This is a genomic window from Spirabiliibacterium mucosae, assembly GCF_014884965.1.
GTDB classification, from domain to species: domain Bacteria; phylum Pseudomonadota; class Gammaproteobacteria; order Enterobacterales; family Pasteurellaceae; genus Spirabiliibacterium; species Spirabiliibacterium mucosae.
The window spans coordinates 18,977-35,674 of sequence record NZ_JABTBO010000006.1; the positions used below are offsets into that span (position 1 = coordinate 18,977).

General features: G+C 53.1%; 13 protein-coding genes, 2 tRNA genes and 1 pseudogene. 5 read left to right on the top strand and 11 right to left on the bottom strand.

Features of this window, described 5'->3' with window-relative positions; translation table 11 throughout:
- The first annotated feature begins 99 nt into the window (after positions 1-99).
- Both HPC37_RS03195 and tehA read left to right on the top strand, forming a co-directional pair.
- Complete coding sequence (locus tag HPC37_RS03195) at positions 100-546, top strand: Z-ring associated ZapG family protein (protein ID WP_208121786.1); 447 nt, start codon at positions 100-102, stop codon at positions 544-546.
- A 149-nt stretch (positions 547-695) separates the two neighbouring features.
- Positions 696-1,643: a dicarboxylate transporter/tellurite-resistance protein TehA gene (tehA, locus tag HPC37_RS03200; protein WP_235961349.1), complete on the top strand. Its 948-nt coding sequence runs from the start codon at positions 696-698 to the stop codon at positions 1,641-1,643.
- Between the two features lie 45 nt (positions 1,644-1,688).
- On the opposite strand, the gene HPC37_RS03205 is transcribed toward tehA, so the two are convergent.
- The 3 genes from HPC37_RS03205 to dnaQ form a co-directional block, all read right to left on the bottom strand.
- Positions 1,689-1,765, bottom strand: a tRNA-Asp gene (locus HPC37_RS03205).
- A 35-nt stretch (positions 1,766-1,800) separates the two neighbouring features.
- Positions 1,801-1,877: transfer RNA gene (locus HPC37_RS03210), tRNA-Asp, on the bottom strand.
- A 91-nt stretch (positions 1,878-1,968) separates the two neighbouring features.
- On the bottom strand, positions 1,969-2,730 hold the full coding sequence (dnaQ, locus tag HPC37_RS03215) for a DNA polymerase III subunit epsilon (RefSeq protein WP_208121787.1): 762 nt from the start codon (positions 2,728-2,730) through the stop codon (positions 1,969-1,971).
- Positions 2,731-2,797: 67 nt separating this feature from the next.
- Here dnaQ and rnhA point away from each other — a divergent pair, with 67 nt between their 5' ends.
- Positions 2,798-3,262: a ribonuclease HI gene (rnhA, locus tag HPC37_RS03220; protein ID WP_208121788.1), complete on the top strand. Its 465-nt coding sequence runs from the start codon at positions 2,798-2,800 to the stop codon at positions 3,260-3,262.
- Here the strand turns inward: rnhA and HPC37_RS03225 are convergent.
- Positions 3,247-3,963 (bottom strand): methyltransferase domain-containing protein, encoded by a 717-nt coding sequence (locus HPC37_RS03225; RefSeq protein WP_208121789.1) that lies wholly within the window; start codon positions 3,961-3,963, stop codon positions 3,247-3,249. The two genes, rnhA and HPC37_RS03225, sit on opposite strands and share 16 nt — an antisense overlap.
- A 29-nt stretch (positions 3,964-3,992) precedes the next feature.
- On the opposite strand from HPC37_RS03225, the gene gloB reads away from it, so the two are divergent.
- Positions 3,993-4,688 (top strand): hydroxyacylglutathione hydrolase, encoded by a 696-nt coding sequence (gloB, locus tag HPC37_RS03230; RefSeq protein WP_208121790.1) that lies wholly within the window; start codon positions 3,993-3,995, stop codon positions 4,686-4,688.
- Here the strand turns inward: gloB and HPC37_RS03235 are convergent.
- Both HPC37_RS03235 and galE read right to left on the bottom strand, forming a co-directional pair.
- Positions 4,685-5,980 (bottom strand): AmpG family muropeptide MFS transporter, encoded by a 1,296-nt coding sequence (locus HPC37_RS03235; RefSeq protein WP_208121791.1) that lies wholly within the window; start codon positions 5,978-5,980, stop codon positions 4,685-4,687. The genes gloB and HPC37_RS03235 overlap by 4 nt on opposite strands.
- A gap of 49 nt (positions 5,981-6,029) precedes the next feature.
- Complete coding sequence (gene galE, locus HPC37_RS03240) at positions 6,030-7,046, bottom strand: UDP-glucose 4-epimerase GalE (RefSeq protein WP_208121792.1); 1,017 nt, start codon at positions 7,044-7,046, stop codon at positions 6,030-6,032.
- 187 nt (positions 7,047-7,233) lie between these two features.
- Between galE and HPC37_RS03245 the strand changes: the two genes are divergently transcribed.
- A complete protein-coding gene (locus HPC37_RS03245; RefSeq protein ID WP_208121793.1) occupies positions 7,234-8,577 on the top strand; it encodes an NCS2 family permease in 1,344 nt (447 codons plus the stop codon).
- Between the two features lie 40 nt (positions 8,578-8,617).
- Here HPC37_RS03245 and tilS read toward each other — a convergent pair whose 3' ends face one another.
- The 5 genes and pseudogenes from tilS to HPC37_RS03270 form a co-directional block, all read right to left on the bottom strand.
- Positions 8,618-9,892: a tRNA lysidine(34) synthetase TilS gene (tilS, locus tag HPC37_RS03250; RefSeq protein WP_208121794.1), complete on the bottom strand. Its 1,275-nt coding sequence runs from the start codon at positions 9,890-9,892 to the stop codon at positions 8,618-8,620.
- Positions 9,893-9,901: 9 nt separating this feature from the next.
- The gene (gene pdxY, locus HPC37_RS03255) at positions 9,902-10,765 is read right to left on the bottom strand and encodes a pyridoxal kinase PdxY (RefSeq protein WP_208121795.1); all 864 of its coding nucleotides are present in this window, start codon (positions 10,763-10,765) and stop codon (positions 9,902-9,904) included.
- A 12-nt stretch (positions 10,766-10,777) separates the two neighbouring features.
- Positions 10,778-11,731 carry an acetyl-CoA carboxylase carboxyl transferase subunit alpha gene (gene accA / locus HPC37_RS03260; protein WP_208121796.1) on the bottom strand — a complete coding sequence of 318 codons (954 nt, stop codon included), beginning with the start codon at positions 11,729-11,731 and terminating at the stop codon, positions 10,778-10,780.
- Positions 11,732-11,783: 52 nt separating this feature from the next.
- Positions 11,784-15,275 (bottom strand): DNA polymerase III subunit alpha, encoded by a 3,492-nt coding sequence (gene dnaE / locus HPC37_RS03265; protein ID WP_208121797.1) that lies wholly within the window; start codon positions 15,273-15,275, stop codon positions 11,784-11,786.
- Between the two features lies 1 nt (position 15,276).
- A pseudogene (locus tag HPC37_RS03270) lies at positions 15,277-16,631 on the bottom strand (cation:proton antiporter).
- Between the last annotated feature and the right edge of the window lie 67 nt (positions 16,632-16,698).

Consider the following 16,698-nt stretch of genomic DNA (forward strand, 5'->3'; position numbering starts at 1 on the left):
CGTGCCTTGCGTGGCAAAAATGCGTTTTGGGGTTAGACATCGGGCAAATTCCGATTATAATTTCTCTCATCACTGTTTGATTTTTTGCTAGGAGGGATTATGGAGCAACTTACAACCACACAACAGTTATGGCTTATGGGTGTTGGTGGGTTAATTATCGGCTTTGTGATTGCGTTTTTTGTTATTCGCGCCGGCAGCGGCAATGTGCGCAAACAATTGCAAACACAATCTGAACTTAAACAAATGCGCCACGAGGTGGACGAACAAAAAGCCAAGCTGGAGGCTCACTTTGCTGAAAGTGCGGATTTGATGAAAACCCTCGCGCAGGATTATCAAAAGCTCTATAAACATTTAGCGAACTCCTCTGTGACCATGCTGGCGGAAGACAAATCAAAAGCGCTGTTCAACCAAACCGCACTTTTGGCCCCTGTTGAGACGCGTGAGGTGACACTCGAAGGAGAGGTGTCCAACCCCGCCACTGTCAGCGAGCCGCCAAAAGATTACTCCAAAGGCTCATCAGGTTTGTTAAAAACCGAACAAAAATAACCTCTAACCCAGCGCAGGCTGGGTTTTTTAATGCCGCGTGCGTAAACAAGCCTTGGACTAAAGCGCAAAAAATTAAGCGATTTAGTCAACCGTGTTTGCGCCCTTTTGGTTATACTGCACCCATTGAATAGGTGCAAAAGGATTTTATCATGCAAAAAAAATTATTAACTCTGCCGATTAGCTATTTCAGCATCACACTAGGGCTGTTTGCCATCGGCCTTGGCTGGCGGCAATATGAACAAATGCAAGGGCTGGCAGGCTCGGTGTCAAGTGCGGTACTGATGGCATCAAACGTGATTTGGCTACTGTTTGTGCTGTTTTATGTGGCGAAATTCACGCTCAATTTCAGCCAAGTGAAAAAAGAATTTTTAAACCAAGTGCAATGCTGCTTTTTCAGCCTGATCCCGATCACGTTGATGCTATTTAGCTTAAGCATCAAGCCAAGTTTGCCTGCGCTGGCCACCATGTTGATCGCACTCGGCACGGTTGCGCAATTACTGTTTGCCGCTTATCGCTCTGCTGGCCTGTGGCGCGGTGGGCACCCTGTTGAGGCCACCACGCCGATTTTGTATTTGCCTACCGTGGCGGCCAATTTTGTCAGCGCGATTGCGTTGAAATCTCTGGATTTGCCAAACTATGCCATGCTGTTTTTCGGCATGGGTATGATTTCCTGGCTCACCTTAGAGCCTGCCATTTTGCAGCGCCTACGCAACGCCACCCCCGTGGCGGAGGCGTCGCGGCCGATTTTGAGCATTCAACTCGCGCCAGCGTTTGTGGCGGTAAACACGTATTTGCATATTGTCGATGGCAAAATGGATTATTTCGCTTTGGCGTTGATTGGCTATGGCTTGCTGCAATTGCTCTTTTTGCTACGCTTGCTGCCGTGGATTGTGCAAAATAGCTTTAAAATCTCATTTTGGGGCTTTTCATTCGGCCTGGCCTCCATGGCCACGGCGGGGGTGTATCTCATGGGTTCGCCTGAGTGGGGCATGGACACTTTGGGCTTTGTGTTCTTTGTGTTTGGCTCAGCGTGCATCGCGCTTTTAGTGCTCGGCACCCTGGTGCAGCTGCTGCGGGGCAAATTCTTCCCCGCCTAGTCTGAGGCATAAAAAAACGCACAGCAATTGGCTGTGCGTGTTAAATGGCGGAATGGACGGGACTCGAACCCGCGACCCCCTGCGTGACAGGCAGGTATTCTAACCAGCTGAACTACCACTCCTGAATTAGATGACTACTCACGTTGAGTGAAAAAGTTGGCGGAATGGACGGGACTCGAACCCGCGACCCCCTGCGTGACAGGCAGGTATTCTAACCAGCTGAACTACCACTCCGCGCTAAAGTGGGGGCATAATATAAGGGTTGAGCGATTCAGTCAACCCTTTTTTTGACAATTCTGTTTTATTTGCTTAATCCATAGCCGAATTAATGCACGCGTTTTTGCCACAGGCAATTGTCACCACTTTTTTTGTTAATCAGCTTCATGTATTCCTCGTGGGCGGCGCGTTCCTCCGCGCTGGGTTCAAGCACGCGCAAATTGGCCACCGCTTGCTCAGGCAGCTTGACCGCACTTTGCCCCGCACCACCGCGCTGGGCGGCTTGCTCGTCTTCAAACAACGCAAATTGCCCGCCAGTCATCTTCAAATAGACATCCGCGAGGATCTCGGCATCGAGCAACGCGCCGTGCAATGTGCGGTTGCTGTTGTCGATGTTGAGGCGATCGCACAACGCATCCAAATTATTGCGCTTGCCAGGGTACTTTTTCTTCGCCATGGTCAGGCTGTCGGTCACCAAGCAAAGGTCGGCAATTTTTTGTGTTTGAATCGCCTTGACCGCACTTTTGCTAAATTCATAATCCAAAAAGCCGACGTCAAACGGCGCGTTGTGAATGATAAGCTCACTGTCGCGGATAAAGTCAATAAATTCTTGCGCGATTTGGTCAAACTCCGGCTTGTCGGAGAGCATATCATCGGTGATACCATGCACGGCGATGGCCTCTGGGTCAACGCTGCGATCAGGCTTGATGTAAACATGAAACGTGCGCCCGGTTAAGCGGCGGTTAATCATCTCCACCGCGCCAATTTCGATCACGCGGTGGCCGTCAAAGTGCGGTTTGCCCGCCTCGTTGCACATGCCGGTGGTTTCGGTATCCAGCACCACTTGCCGCGTTGGGGTTGCATTGGCCATAATCTTCCTTGTGTGTTGGGATTTTGTCTGTTTTAAGGTATTCTTGCAGTTTAAGGAGTTTATCACAGTGACAGACAAGATTGAAATATTCACCGACGGCTCATGTTTGGGCAACCCAGGCCCTGGCGGCGTGGGGGTGTTGTTGCGCTACAAACAGCATGAAAAAACGATTTCACAAGGCTATGCGCGCACCACCAACAACCGCATGGAGCTGCTGGCCGTGATCCTTGCGCTGGAGTCACTTAAGCGTGCGTGTAACGTGGTGCTTTACAGCGACAGCCAATATATGAAAAACGGCATTAATCAGTGGATCCACAACTGGAAGCGCAACAACTGGCGCACGGCGGCCAAGCAGCCGGTGAAAAACAAAGATTTATGGCAGCGGCTTGATGACGCCATTGCCCGCCACCAAATTGAGTGGCACTGGGTGAAAGGCCACGCAGGGCACGTGGAAAACGAGCGCGTGGACGCCCTTGCCCGCCAAGGGGCGGAAAACCCAACACGGGAAGATGAAGGCTACTGCGAAGGCTGAGAAGACGCGCTCGGGCGCGAGGTCAAGGCGGTGCTCGGCTGCAACAGTGGCTGGCGAAACCGCACTTTTTCCGTGTTGAGTGTTGGCGAAAGGCGCGTTTTGCGTGCCACAATCGCGCGCAGGTGATTGCCTGAGAGCAATGAGAGCCGCCCAAGCGAGGCGCTGTCGATAATCTCAAAGCCGAGCAAATCGAGCCAGTCGATCACGCGGTAGAGAATAAACTGACGAAAAGGCAAAGTGCGGTTGCGCGCGCTGACGTCGTGAAATTGCCGCTTGCACACCAAGGTGCTGCACGGGTTGAACAGCGAAAGGAAAAGATAACCATCGTCGCACAGCACGCGGTTGACCTCGCGCAGCACTTGGTGCGGGTCTTGGCAAAAATTCAAGGTGTTGGCCAGCCAGCAGTTATCCACACTGGTTTCCACCAATGGCAGGTGGTTGAGGTCGGCTTTGACCAGCACGCGCGCACTGTTGTGGGTGAAGTGCTCTGGATTGGCGCTGAGCTGCAAATTGAGATTTTGCCCATCGGGGGGTAGAAGTTCCCCACTTAAATTGCCGAGAAACACATGCGAAAGGGCGCGGCGCTTGTGCGCCCAAGGCGTGAAAAACGCACTCAACGCCTGGCAGTATCGCTCACCGTGTTTGAGCTGCTGCCAGCTGTGGGGCTGCTTGAATGCCGTGGTGGATTTGGCGCGCTGCATGATGTTCTCCCAACTGTTAAGGACACACTATGTTGATACCATTAAATGCATTAAATGACAACTATATTTGGCTTTATCAAAGTCATCAACGCGGCGCGTTGATCATCGACCCAGCCGAATCTGAGCCCGTGTTGGAATACCTCAGTGCGCATAGCATGACGCCGGCGGCCATTTTGATCACCCACAACCATGGCGATCACACCGGCGGCATAGCCGGTATTGTGGCGCGTTACCCAGCGCTTGAAGTCTACGCTCCGCGTGAGGTGGCAGGTGATTTTCACGTTGTGGTGCCCGATAGCCCGTTGTCGATTGCCGGCTACACCGTTGAGGTGCTGCCGACCTTTGGCCACACCCAAGGGCATGTGAGCTATGTGATTGAAGGGCATCTGTTTTGTGGCGACAGCCTGTTTTCAGCCGGCTGCGGGCGGGTGTTCACGGGCGATTATGCTGCGATGTTTGCAGGCTTAAAGCGCATCAATCAGCTGCCTGCGGACACCATTGTTTGCCCCGCCCATGAATACACCCGTGCGAACCTCGCCTTCGCCCAAGCCAAATGCCCGAGTGCGGCGGTGGATGAAGCGATGGCGCGCGTGGAGGCTTTGCGCAAGGCCGGCAAACCAAGCTTGCCGACCACGTTGAAAGCAGAGCGGGAAATCAACCCGTTTTTGCAAGCGCAAACGCTGGAGGAATTCACGCGCTTGCGCCAAGCCAAAGATAACTTTTAGACCGCACTTTCACTTTTGGCTTGCTTTTCGCCATTCCACGGGGCGGCCCACATCAGGCACAGCATGCCAGGGATGGCGATAACAAAGCAGAACCAAAAGTAGTGATAGTAGCCAAAAAATTCAATGAGCGAGCCGGCAAAGGAGTTGAAGATCGTGCGCGGCAGGGCGGCGAGGCTGGTCATCAGCGCCAGCTGCGTTGCGGTGTAAAGCGGGTTGGTTTCCCGCGCCATAAACGCCACAAAGGCCGAAGTGCCAAGCCCGATGCCGATATATTCCGCCGCCACCACAATGGTCAAAATCACCAGCGCTTTGGTGTCCACCACATCGAAGTGGCCATAAGAGGCGAGCCAAGCAAAGCCGAGAATAGTGACAATTTGCACCAGCCCAAACAGCCACAGCGCGCGGTTGATGCCAATTTTGAGCATAATCACGCCACCTGCGATGCCCGCGAGCAGCATTGGCCACACCGAGGCATTTTTCACCACCAAGCCAATTTGCGTTTTGCTAAAGCCCATGTCGTAATAAAACGGCGTGATAAGTGCGGTGGCCATGGTGTCACCGATTTTATACAAAAAGATAAACACCAAAATCCCAAGTGCCGAGACAAGCCCTTTGCGGGTGAAAAACTCGTTGAACGGCTCAACCACCATGGCACGTAAAGTGCGGTTGCGTCCTAAATCAATTTTTGGCTCAAAGGCTAAAAACAGCGTCATCAAAATCCCTGGCAGCATGAAAAGTGCGGTGATCATAAACACGCTGCGCCACGGCAAAATATCGGCCAAAATCAGCGACAAAGAGCCTGGCACAAAGCCCGCGATGCGATAAGCATTAACACTGAGCGAGTTGCCAAGGCCGAGCTCTGCATCAGGCAGGATTTCGCGGCGATAAGCGTCAATCACAATATCTTGCGTGGCGGAGAAAAACGCCACCAGCGTGGCAAGTGCGGCAATCAGTGTCAGCTGGCTGTGCTCTTTGGGATCTAAAAAGCCAAACAACGCAAGGGAGACGATTAATAACACTTGTGAAATCAGCATCCAGCCCCGGCGGCGGCCGAGAAACGGCGGCACATAGCGGTCAAGCACCGGTGACCAGAGGAACTTCCAAATATAGGGCAGGCCGGTGAGGGCAAAAAAGCCGATGGTTTTTAAATCCACCTCTTGGGTGCGCAGCCACAGCGGGATGAGTGAAATGATGATATACAGCGGTAGGCCGGAGCTAAACCCCGCAAAAAGGCAGATCAGCATTCGGCGAGTGAAAATTTGCTGCATTAAGGTTGGTGCTTGATCACGCATGAAACATCCTTAAAAACCGCACTTTGAATGGCAAAATGCGGTCGGGTGGTTAGTCTTGGTAGCCGTTTGGATTATTTTTTTGCCAATTCCAGGTGTCTTGCATCATCTGCTCAAGGCTAAATTGCGTTTTCCAGCCCAGCTCACGCTCGGCGCGGCTTGGGTTGGAGTAGCAAGTGGCGATGTCACCTGGGCGGCGCGGCACAATTTTGTATGGGATTGTGATGTTGTTGGCTTTTTCAAACGCGTGCACCATGTCGAGCACGGAGTAGCCTTGGCCGGTGCCGAGGTTGTAAATGTGCAAGCCGCTGTCGCCTTGGTGGCGGTCAAGCGCCTTCAAATGGCCGAGGGCAAGGTCGACCACGTGGATATAATCGCGCACGCCCGTGCCGTCTGGGGTGTCGTAGTCATTGCCGAAAATCGACAGCTCTTTGAGCTTGCCGATTGCTACTTGGCTAATATACGGCAGCAAGTTGTTCGGGATGCCGTTCGGATCTTCACCAATTTGGCCGCTTGGGTGCGCGCCCACAGGGTTGAAGTAGCGCAGCAAAGTCACGCTCCAACGTGAGTCAGAGGCCGCCACGTCGGTTAAAATGCGCTCCACCATAAATTTTGATGTGCCGTACGGATTGGTGGTGCCACCCACAGGGCAGTCTTCGGTGATCGGCACGGTTTGCGGGTCGCCGTAGACGGTGGCGGATGAGCTAAACACGATGGTGAACACGCCTGCGTTGCGCATTTCGTCAATCAAATTGAGGGTGCCTTCGACATTGTTACGGTAATATTCAATGGGTTTTTGCACACTTTCGCCCACCGCTTTGAGGCCAGCAAAGTGGATCACGGCAGTGATTTTATGTTGGCTGAAGATCTCTTGCAGCGCGATGCTGTCGTTGATATCGCCTAAATAAAACGGCACAGTTTTGCCCGTGAGCGCACTCACACGCTCTAATGACGTGGCGCTCGCGTTGGAGAGGTTGTCTAAAACCACCACGTCTTGGCCTGCGTTTAACAGCTCTAACACGGTGTGTGATCCAATGTAGCCTGCGCCACCTGTAACTAAAATTGCCATACTTGCGTCCTCCAAAACAAATTTGTCTTAGTGTATAGCCTTTTGGCAAAAAATGCATCGCCCAAAGTCACAAAAAAGCGCAATTAAAACAAAAAACAGCGTTGCAAAAATTTTGAATAAGCTGATGGATTATTAATCCATCATTGAGTAAAATAGCACCGCACTTTTATTAACCAAAGGAACTTTTATGAACGCCCAAACCCCATCCAGCGAGCGCGGTTGGCTCGACAAACATTTTTCGTTGTCATCGCGCGGCAGCAACGTGCGCCAAGAGGTGATCGCAGGCTTGACCACCTTTTTAGCGATGGTTTATTCCGTGATTGTGGTGCCGAATATGCTCAGCGCCGCAGGCTTCCCGCCGGAATCAGTGTTTATCGCCACCTGCTTGGTCGCCGGCCTCGGCTCGATTTTGATCGGCTTTTGGGCCAATGCGCCAATGGCGATTGGTTGCGCCATTTCACTGACCGCCTTCACTGCCTTTAGCTTGGTGCTCGGCCAGCAGGTGAGTATTCCTGTCGCGCTCGGCGCGGTGTTTTTAATGGGGGTGGTGTTCACGCTGATTAGCATAACCGGCATCCGCAGCTGGATTTTGCGCAACCTGCCAAGTGCGATTGCCAACGGCGCTGGCATCGGCATTGGGCTGTTTTTATTGCTGATTGCCGCCAACGGCGTGGGCTTGGTGATTAAAAACGACGCCGGCCTGCCAGTGAAAATGGGGGATTTCACTTCATTTCCTGTCATCATGGCGTTGGTCGGCTTGGCGGTGACCATCGGGCTTGAAAAGCTCAAAGTCAAAGGTGGCATTTTACTGGTGATTATCGCCATCACCATTATCGGCATTGTGGCCGACCCTGCCGTGACCTTCAGCGGTGAGATTTTCAAACAGCCGTCATTTGGAGAGCATTCATTGGTGATGGAGCTTGATATTTTAGGTGCGCTGCAGCCAGCGATTTTGCCTGTGGTGTTCGCACTGGTGATGACCGCGGTGTTTGACGCCACCGGCACTATCCGCGCGGTGGCCGGCCAAGGCAATTTGCTCGACAAACAAGGGCAAATCATCAACGGCGGCAAAGCCTTGACATCTGACTCCGTCAGCAGCGTGCTTTCAGGGTTGCTCGGCACAGCACCAGCGGCGGTGTATATTGAATCCGCCGCGGGCACAGCCGCGGGGGGCAAAACTGGCATCACCGCAATTGTGGTTGGCGTGTTGTTTTTGTTGATGATCTTCTTCCAACCATTGGCCTTCATTGTACCAGCCTATGCCACGGCGCCGGCGTTGATGTATGTGGGGTTGTTGATGCTCAGCAATGTTTCCAAGCTCGATTTCAATGACTTTGTTGGCGCTATGAGTGGGCTTATTTGCGCGGTGTTTATCGTGCTGACCGCCAACATCGTCACCGGCATCATGCTCGGCTTTGCAAGCTTGGTGATTGGCCGTGTGGTCTCAGGCGAGTTTAAAAAGCTCAACCTCGGCACGGTGATCATCGCCATCGCCTTGGTTGCTTTTTACGCAGGGCATTGGGCGATTTAACCGCACTTTGACAGACAATCCGCCTGTATGGGCGGATTTTTTATGCCTGCACGTTGAACACGCCCAAAGCGGCAATTAGCTCATCATTGACGAAAATTAACGGAGTGCGGCAGCGTACCCACGGCGGGATGCCAAACTGCTGCCAGAGTTTTTTTATCTCGGTGTTACGCGCTGTTGGCCTTAACCGCACTTTGCCGCTGTAATCAAACCGCACTTGCACTTTTGGCCACGGCTGGCCTAAGGTAAAAGTGCGGTCAAGCCAGGTGATTTCACCTTGTGACAAATGCAGCTGGCCAAGGCCGTCGGGCAACGTGAGGCTGTGGCCGTCCATCAGCCAGCCTTGCCAGTGCCGTGTGGGGGCAAAGTGCGGTGTCAAATAAAGCCGATGTTGAAAGCGCCGCACCACGCGCTCACCCACGCTCACCTGCGGGCAGGCATCGTGCTTGGCGCCAATCACATTGTCAAGCACTGCCGAGAGCTGCTTTTGGCTCGGAGGCGAGGCCAGCTCGCGTGTCAGCCAGTGGCGTAATAAAGCCAATTGCAAGTGCGTTGACAGCCTGTGCCAATCGCGCACGCTCAAGCTGGCGTCCTGCGCATTAAAACGCGGGGCAAAGTGCGGTTGCAACAGCTCGTTAATCAACGCTTGCTGCTGGGCACACTGCTCAGCGCTTTGGGCGATCATGTGGTCAATCTGCCCCCAGCGTTGGCGCAGCGGTGGCAAAATCGTGTGCCTGAGAAAGTTGCGATCAAAGCGCGTGTCGGCGTTGCTTTCATCCTCTACCCACGCCACATTATGCGCTTGCACAAAGGCAAGCAGGCTGTCGCGCGTTTGCGTCAGCAGTGGGCGAAAATGCACCATCTCGCCACGGCGTTTCATCACCAGCATGGCGCTCAAGCCTTGCAAACCGCTGCCACGCTTAAGCGCAAGCAAAAAGGTTTCGCTTTGATCCTGCGCGTGGTGGGCAGTGACAAGCATTTCATTCGGCTGGCAAAGCCGCGTAAATACAGCATAACGCGCCTGCCTGGCTTGCGCCTCGATGTTGCTGCCACTTAACTTGACGTGTTCAATCACCATCGGCACGCCCAGCTGGGCACACAGCGCTTGACAGTGCGCCGCCCACGCGTCCGCCTTTGGGCTTAAGCCATGGTGAATATGCACCGCGCGCAGCTCAACGTGCGGGTGTTGCGTTTGATATTGCGCGAATAAAAGTAAAAGTGCGGTTGAATCCAGCCCGCCACTAAAGGCGAGCAGGAAGCGGTGCGTGTGTGGGGCGTGGTGCGCGAGGGTGGCGCAAAAGTTGGAATAAAGCCCCACAGTCAAGCCTTAGGCGATCTTCTCAGCGCGGTAGTGGCTTTGCGGCTGCATGATTTCACGCCGTGCGGCGACAATTTGCAGCTCGTATTTGCCCGCGCGCTGGGTGGCGCTCATCACATCATTGACAGCATTAGCGGTGTGCTCAAAGGCGCTGACATCGTCCATGCCATTGAGCAAATTAGCTAAAAACACGCCGCTGGTCAAATCACCCACGCCGACAGGCTCACGCCCAACAAACTCATGCAGCGGGCGGCTGATATGCCAAATGCCCGCTGTTGTTGCGAGGATCATCTCAAACTTCGAGCTGTCTTTGCCAACTTTGCTTAAGTGCTTCACCAGCACCTTTTTCACCCCGCGTGAGAGCAGGTGCTCAATCGCCTTGAGCGCGCCGGTGAAATCTTCCACTTTGAGGCCGGTGAGCTCACGCAGCTCAATCAAATTTGGCGCTAAAATGTCCGCCTGCGGCAGGGCATCATGGATTAAAAACTCCGCCACACCCGGGGCGACAATGCAGCCTTTGTCTGGGTGGCCCATCACGGGGTCACAAAAATACAATGCATTCGGGTTGAGTGATTTGATGCGTTGCACGGTGTTTAAAATCTCTTGGCCTTGCTCCGCGGCACCAATGTAGCCCGAGAGCACCGCATCGCACTCGTGTAGGGCGTCAATCTCGGCAATGCCTTGGGTGATTTCGGCAATTTGCTCTTTGGGGATCACCATCCCTTTCCATTTTTGGTATTGCGTGTGGTTGGAAAACTGCACCGTGTTGAGTGGCCACACATCCATGCCCAGCAGCTGCATCGGCAGCACCGCGGCTTTGTTGCCCGCGTAGCCATAGACCACGTGGGATTGAATGGATAAAACGTTTTTCATGGGTATCCTTTATCAGCAGTAGCCGTAGCTCATCAAGCGGTCATAACGGCGGGCAAGCAAGGCGTCGCTATCCAAGGTGCTGAGCTCGTTGAGGTCATCAACAATGCGCGCTTTAAGCATTTTCGCCATCGCTGGCACGTCGCGGTGCGCGCCGCCTAATGGCTCTTCAATGATGTTGTCGATGAGTTTCAACTCTTTGAGGCGCTTAGCGGTGATGCCCATCGCTTCTGCGGCCAGTGGCGCTTTTTCCGCACTTTTCCACAAAATCGAGGCGCAGCCTTCAGGCGAGATGACCGAATAGGTGCTGTATTGCAGCATATTGACTTTATCACCCACACCAATGGCCAGCGCGCCGCCAGAGCCACCTTCACCAATCACGGTGCACACCACCGGCACTTTCAGCGTTGACATCTCACGCAAATTGCGCGCAATCGCCTCTGATTGGCCGCGCTCTTCCGCGCCCACGCCGGGGTAGGCGCCTGGGGTGTCGATAAAGGTGATGATCGGCATGTTAAAGCGCTCAGCCAACTGCATCAAACGCAGCGCTTTGCGGTAGCCCTCAGGGGCGGGCATGCCAAAGTTGCGTTGCACCTTTTCTTTCACGCTGCGGCCTTTTTGGTGGCCAATCACCATCACAGGCTTGCCGTCAAGGCGGGCAATGCCACCGACAATGGCTTTGTCGTCAGCAAAGGCGCGATCGCCTGCCAGCTCTTCAAACTCGGTGAAAATTTCGCTGATATAATCAAGTGTGTATGGGCGCTGTGGGTGGCGCGCCATTTTAGACACCTGCCATGGGTCAAGGTTGGCAAAGGTTTTTTTGGTTAACTCTTCGCTTTTTTTGCGCAAGCGTTTGATTTCATCATCAAGATTGATTTTGTCATCTTCGTGAGTGACCGCGCGCAACGACTCAATTTTGGCCTCTAATTCCGCAATCGGCAACTCAAAATCTAAAAATTCCTGGCTCATCATATTTCCTTAAATCAAGGTGTTTTGGTGTATTTTGGCAGTATAGCACAAATTAATCAAACTCTAGCTCAACTTGTTGTTCACCGAGCATGGCGCTTAGGGCGTCTAATAGCGCATCTGTGGGGGTGATTCGCCAAGCGGTGCCCAGATGCAGCCGCGCGCGGCCAAGGCTGGAGTGATAATAAATATGCACTGGCAGCACGCCTTCGCTGTGCGGGCTCAAGGTGGCTTTGAGCTGATTGACAAAGTGCGGTGTCAGCATCGCTTCATTCACGCTCAAGGCCAGGCTTTTGGCATAGCGGCTGCGGGCTTGATCAAGGGTTTGCAGCTCGCGTACGTTCATGCGGTTGCCTTGCGAATATTCATCAAAGCTGACTTGGCCGGTGATAATCACAATGTTGTCTTTATTCAAAAATTGGCCGTATTGCTCGAGCGTTTCGCCAAACAGCGTGGCATCCAGCCGCCCTGAGCGGTCGTCAAGGGTGATGATGCCAATGCGGTTGCCTTTTTTGGTCACCGCAATGCGCGAGTTGACAATCAGCCCACAAGCGCTGTCAAGCTGGCCACGACGGGTGGGTTGCAAGTCACTGACGCGGTTTTTGCAATAGTGCGACAACTCTTTTAAATACGGGCTGATTGGGTGGGAGCTGAGATAAAGCCCCAAGGTGTCGCGTTCGCCTTCAAGAATGACTTTTTCCGACCATTTTGCTGTGTTGGCATAGGCAATTTCCACCTCTTCGGGCGCTTGGGTCAGCACGCCAAACATATCTGCTTGCCCCATCGCCTCGTCTTTGGCGTGTTGGTCAGAGGCTTTGAGCGCATCTTGCAGGTTTTTCGCCAGCGCCGCGCGGTGCGGGCCGAGCTTGTCAAACGCGCCTGAGAGAATCAGGCTGTCAAACGTGCGGCGGTTGATTTTTTTCAAATCCACCCGCGCGCAAAGATCAAACAAATCTTTAAACCGCCCGTCTTGCTCGCGCGCTTCAATAATCGTGCGAATTGGCGCTTCACCCACGCCTTTGATGGCACCTAAGCCGTAGACAATTTCGCCTTTTTCATTCACGCTAAAACGGTATTGCCCGTTGTTGATATCCGGTGGCAACACGGTCAGCCCCATGCGCAAACACTCGTCATAAAAGCCGACGATTTTATCGGTGTTGTCCATCTCGGAGGTCATCACCGCCGCCATAAATTCCGCTGGGAAGTGCGCCTTAAGCCACAACGTTTGGTAAGACACCAGCGCATAGGCGGCGGAGTGGGATTTGTTAAAGCCGTAACCGGCGAATTTTTCCACCAAGTCAAAAATCTTCATCGACAAATCGCCGTCGATGTTATTTTTAATCGCTCCTTGTTCAAACACGCTGCGCTGCTTGGCCATCTCTTCTGGCTTTTTCTTACCCATCGCGCGGCGCAGCAAATCGGCGCCGCCAAGGGTGTAGCCTGCCAGCACCTGGGCGATTTGCATCACTTGCTCTTGATACAAAATAATGCCATAGGTTGGCTCAAGAATTGGCTTGAGGGAGTCGTGCTGATACTGCGCATCAGGGTAGGAAATCTCTTCCTCACCGTGTTTACGGCGGATGAAGTTGTCCACCATGCCCGATTGCAAAGGGCCTGGGCGGAACAAGGCCACCAGCGCGATGATGTCTTCAAAGCAGTCGGGTTTAAGGCGGGAGATCAAATCTTTCATGCCGCGGGATTCAAGCTGGAACACCGCGGTGGTTTGGGCATCGAGCAGCAGTTTGAATGAAGCCTCATCATCAAGCGGAATGCGCTCAATTGCGATCGGATCTTTGCCCTCGCGAGCCATGCGCGCGTTGATCATATCCACCGCCCATTTGATGATGGTCAGTGTGCGCAGGCCCAAGAAGTCGAATTTCACTAGGCCTGCATATTCCACATCGTTTTTATCAAAATGGGTGACTGGGTGCAGGCCTTCTGGGTCGCAATAAAGGGCGGCAAAATCAGTGATGGTGGTAGGCGAAATCACCACGCCACCGGCGTGCTTGCCCGCATTGCGGGTGACGCCCTCAAGTTTGCGCGCCATGTCGATCAGCGCTTTAACCTCTTCATCGCTTTCATAAATTTGGCCCAGTTGCGGCTCTTCTTCAAACGCTTTGGCCAGCGTCATGCCTGGCGTTGGCGGGATGAGCTTGGCAATGCGGTCAACAAAGCCGTAAGGGTGGCCGAGCACCCGCCCAACATCGCGGATCACCGCCTTCGCTGCCATGGTGCCGAACGTGATGATTTGTGACACCGCGTCACGTCCGTACATTTCAGCAACGTGCTCAATCACGCGGTCGCGCCCATCCATGCAAAAGTCCACGTCAAAGTCTGGCATCGACACCCGCTCTGGGTTCAAAAAGCGCTCAAACAGCAAATCAAACGCCAGTGGGTCAAGATCGGTGATTTTTAATGAATAAGCCACAAGTGAGCCCGCGCCTGAGCCGCGCCCTGGGCCGACGGGGATGTCGTTGTCTTTTGACCACTGGATAAACTCCATCACGATCAAAAAGTACCCCGGGAAGCCCATTTGGTTGATCACATCCAGTTCAATTTGCAGCCGCTCGTCATAAGCTGGGCGCTTTTGTGACCGCACTTTCGGGTCAGGGAAAAGTGCGGTCAAGCGCTCTTCAAGCCCCTCGCGGGCGCGCTTGACGAGGTAGTCCTCGGTGCTGAGCTCGCCTGTTGGGAATTGCGGCAAAAAATATTGCCCCAAGCGGATGGTAACGTTACAGCGCTCGGCAATGCGCAGGCTGTTTTCCAGCGCTTGCGGGATGTCGGCAAACAGCTCGCACATCTCTTGCTCGCTTTTTAAATACTGCTGCGGGCTGTAAAGCTGCGGGCGTTTGGGGTCATCAAGGGTGAAACTGTCGTGAATTGCCACGCGGATTTCGTGTGCGTCAAAATCGTCTTGTTTTAAAAAGCACACCTCGTTGGTGGCCACCACGGGGATATTCTGCGCTTGCGCAAGAGCGATGGCATGCTGGATATAACGCTCTTCGTTCTCGCGGCCCGTGCGCACCAGGGTGAGGTAGTAGTGATCGGCAAAATGGGTTTGATAAAACGAAAGTGCGGTCAAGGCCGCCTCGTGTTGATCGTTAACCAAAAAGCGCCCCACATCGCCGTTGCGCCCGCCAGAGAGAATGATCACCCCGGCTTTGTGTTCAATCAACCAGTCTTGATCGATCCATGGCTTTGTAAAATAGCCGCGCTGATAGGCTTTGGAAATTAGCAGCGTGATGTTTTTGTAGCCTTCATTATTCTTCGCCAGCAACGTCAAAGCAAACGGCTCGGCGCCGGCCTGATCGCTTTGCACCAGCACGTCGACCCCGATAATCGGCTTGATGCCTTTGGAGAGTGTGTCGCCATAAAAACGCACCAAGCCACAAAAGTTGCTGAAATCGGTCAGCGCCATGGCCACCATGTTGTGCTCGGCGCATTGTGCCACCAGCGGCTTGACTTTGGCCAAGCCGTTGATCATCGAAAAGTCACTGTGCACTTGCAAGTGCACAAAGCGGGCGCGGTCGTCGCGTTGTGTTGTCATATTATTTTGATAAATAGGCGTTGAGGTCGTCATTTTGTTTGTGTTTCACAAGCCGGCTGGCTGGGCGGAGGTAATCCTCTTTGTTTGGGTCCACCTTTTTGGCCGCTTGAATCATTTTTTCAATGGTAACACCCTGCACTAAAATAGAAAACATCACCACCGCGTAAGTCATCACCAAAATCACATCACGCACGTCAAGGCCACTGTCGCCAATCAGCGCCACACCGCCTGGGATAGACAGCGCCATCGCCAGCGCAAGGCCACCTCGCAACCCGCCCCAGGTCATAATTTTTAGCGTATAAGGGTTATAAGTGCGGTAAAAACTGAAAATTTGATACGGGATCCACAAGCTGCAATAGCGCGCAATCAAACAAATCGGGATGGCCAAGCACAGCAAAATTAAACTCTGCCACGACACCGTGATGAGCAGCAACGCTAAACCGATAAGCAAAAAGAGCAGTGAATTGAGGAAGTGGTCAATCATCTCCCAAAAGTGATCTAAATAGCGCTGGCTTTGCTCTGAAAAGCCCTTGGTGCGCGTCCAGTTGCCCACCATAATGCCGGAGACTACCATCGCCAAGGCGCCGGAGACGTGCAAATGATTGGCCAAAATAAAACCTGCGGTGGGGATGGTGAGGGTGAGCAAAATCTCCATGCTGCCGTCATCGGTGGCGGAGATTAAATAGTGCGCCAGCACGCCAAGGACAAAGCCAAACACAATCCCGCCAATCGCCTCATGCAAAAATAGGCTGAAAATCCCGCCCAGTGTGGGCTCTTCACCGCTAAACGCCACGGTGAAAATGGTGACAAAAATCACCAAGCCCACACCGTCGTTGAACAACGATTCGCCTTCCACTTGCATGGACAAACGCTTCGGCGCGCGTAAGTTTTTAATGATCGCCAGCACGGCAATCGGGTCGGTTGGCGAAATCAACGCGCCGAAAAGCACGCAGTAGATAAACGGCATTGGCAGCGCGATGAGCTGCGCGGCGAGATAAATCAATACACCGATGAAAAACGTCGAGGCCAGCGTTGAGAACAGCGCAAACACGGTGATTTCCCATTTTTGGTCGCGCAAAATGGGGATTTTGATCCCAAGGGCGCCGGCAAAGAGCAAAAAGCCTAAAATGCCGTTGAGCAAAAAGCTTTTGAAATCAATTTGCTGCATCACATTGGTGGCAAGATTTTCAACACTAAACCAGCCTAACGCACCGCTGATAAGCAACGCCAGTGAGCCGACCATGGCCGCGGCACTGATGGCAATGGTGGATTGAATGCGGTCGCTGATTTTGCTGGTGATAAAACCAATGAGAATGGACAACGCGGATAAAAAACAATATAGGTATAAATACCCATAAACCGTCCCTTTTTACAATTTGAATGGGCAAATTAAACCAATTCCCCCCTCGTATGTAAAGCAATA

Bases quoted from the DNA above. Each gene is read 5' to 3' on its own strand.
- tehA (WP_235961349.1), top strand. From the start codon at position 696: ATGCAAAAAAAATTATTAACTCTGCCGATTAGCTATTTCAGCATCACA.
- dnaQ (WP_208121787.1), bottom strand. From the start codon at position 2,730: ATGGCCAATGCAACCCCAACGCGGCAAGTGGTGCTGGATACCGAAACC.
- gloB (WP_208121790.1), top strand. From the start codon at position 3,993: ATGTTGATACCATTAAATGCATTAAATGACAACTATATTTGGCTTTAT.
- pdxY (WP_208121795.1), bottom strand. From the start codon at position 10,765: ATGAAAAACGTTTTATCCATTCAATCCCACGTGGTCTATGGCTACGCG.
- galE (WP_208121792.1), bottom strand. From the start codon at position 7,046: ATGGCAATTTTAGTTACAGGTGGCGCAGGCTACATTGGATCACACACC.
- dnaE (WP_208121797.1), bottom strand. From the start codon at position 15,275: ATGACAACACAACGCGACGACCGCGCCCGCTTTGTGCACTTGCAAGTG.
- HPC37_RS03245 (WP_208121793.1), top strand. From the start codon at position 7,234: ATGAACGCCCAAACCCCATCCAGCGAGCGCGGTTGGCTCGACAAACAT.
- accA (WP_208121796.1), bottom strand. From the start codon at position 11,731: ATGAGCCAGGAATTTTTAGATTTTGAGTTGCCGATTGCGGAATTAGAG.
- HPC37_RS03195 (WP_208121786.1), top strand. From the start codon at position 100: ATGGAGCAACTTACAACCACACAACAGTTATGGCTTATGGGTGTTGGT.
- HPC37_RS03235 (WP_208121791.1), bottom strand. From the start codon at position 5,980: ATGCGTGATCAAGCACCAACCTTAATGCAGCAAATTTTCACTCGCCGA.
- HPC37_RS03225 (WP_208121789.1), bottom strand. From the start codon at position 3,963: ATGCAGCGCGCCAAATCCACCACGGCATTCAAGCAGCCCCACAGCTGG.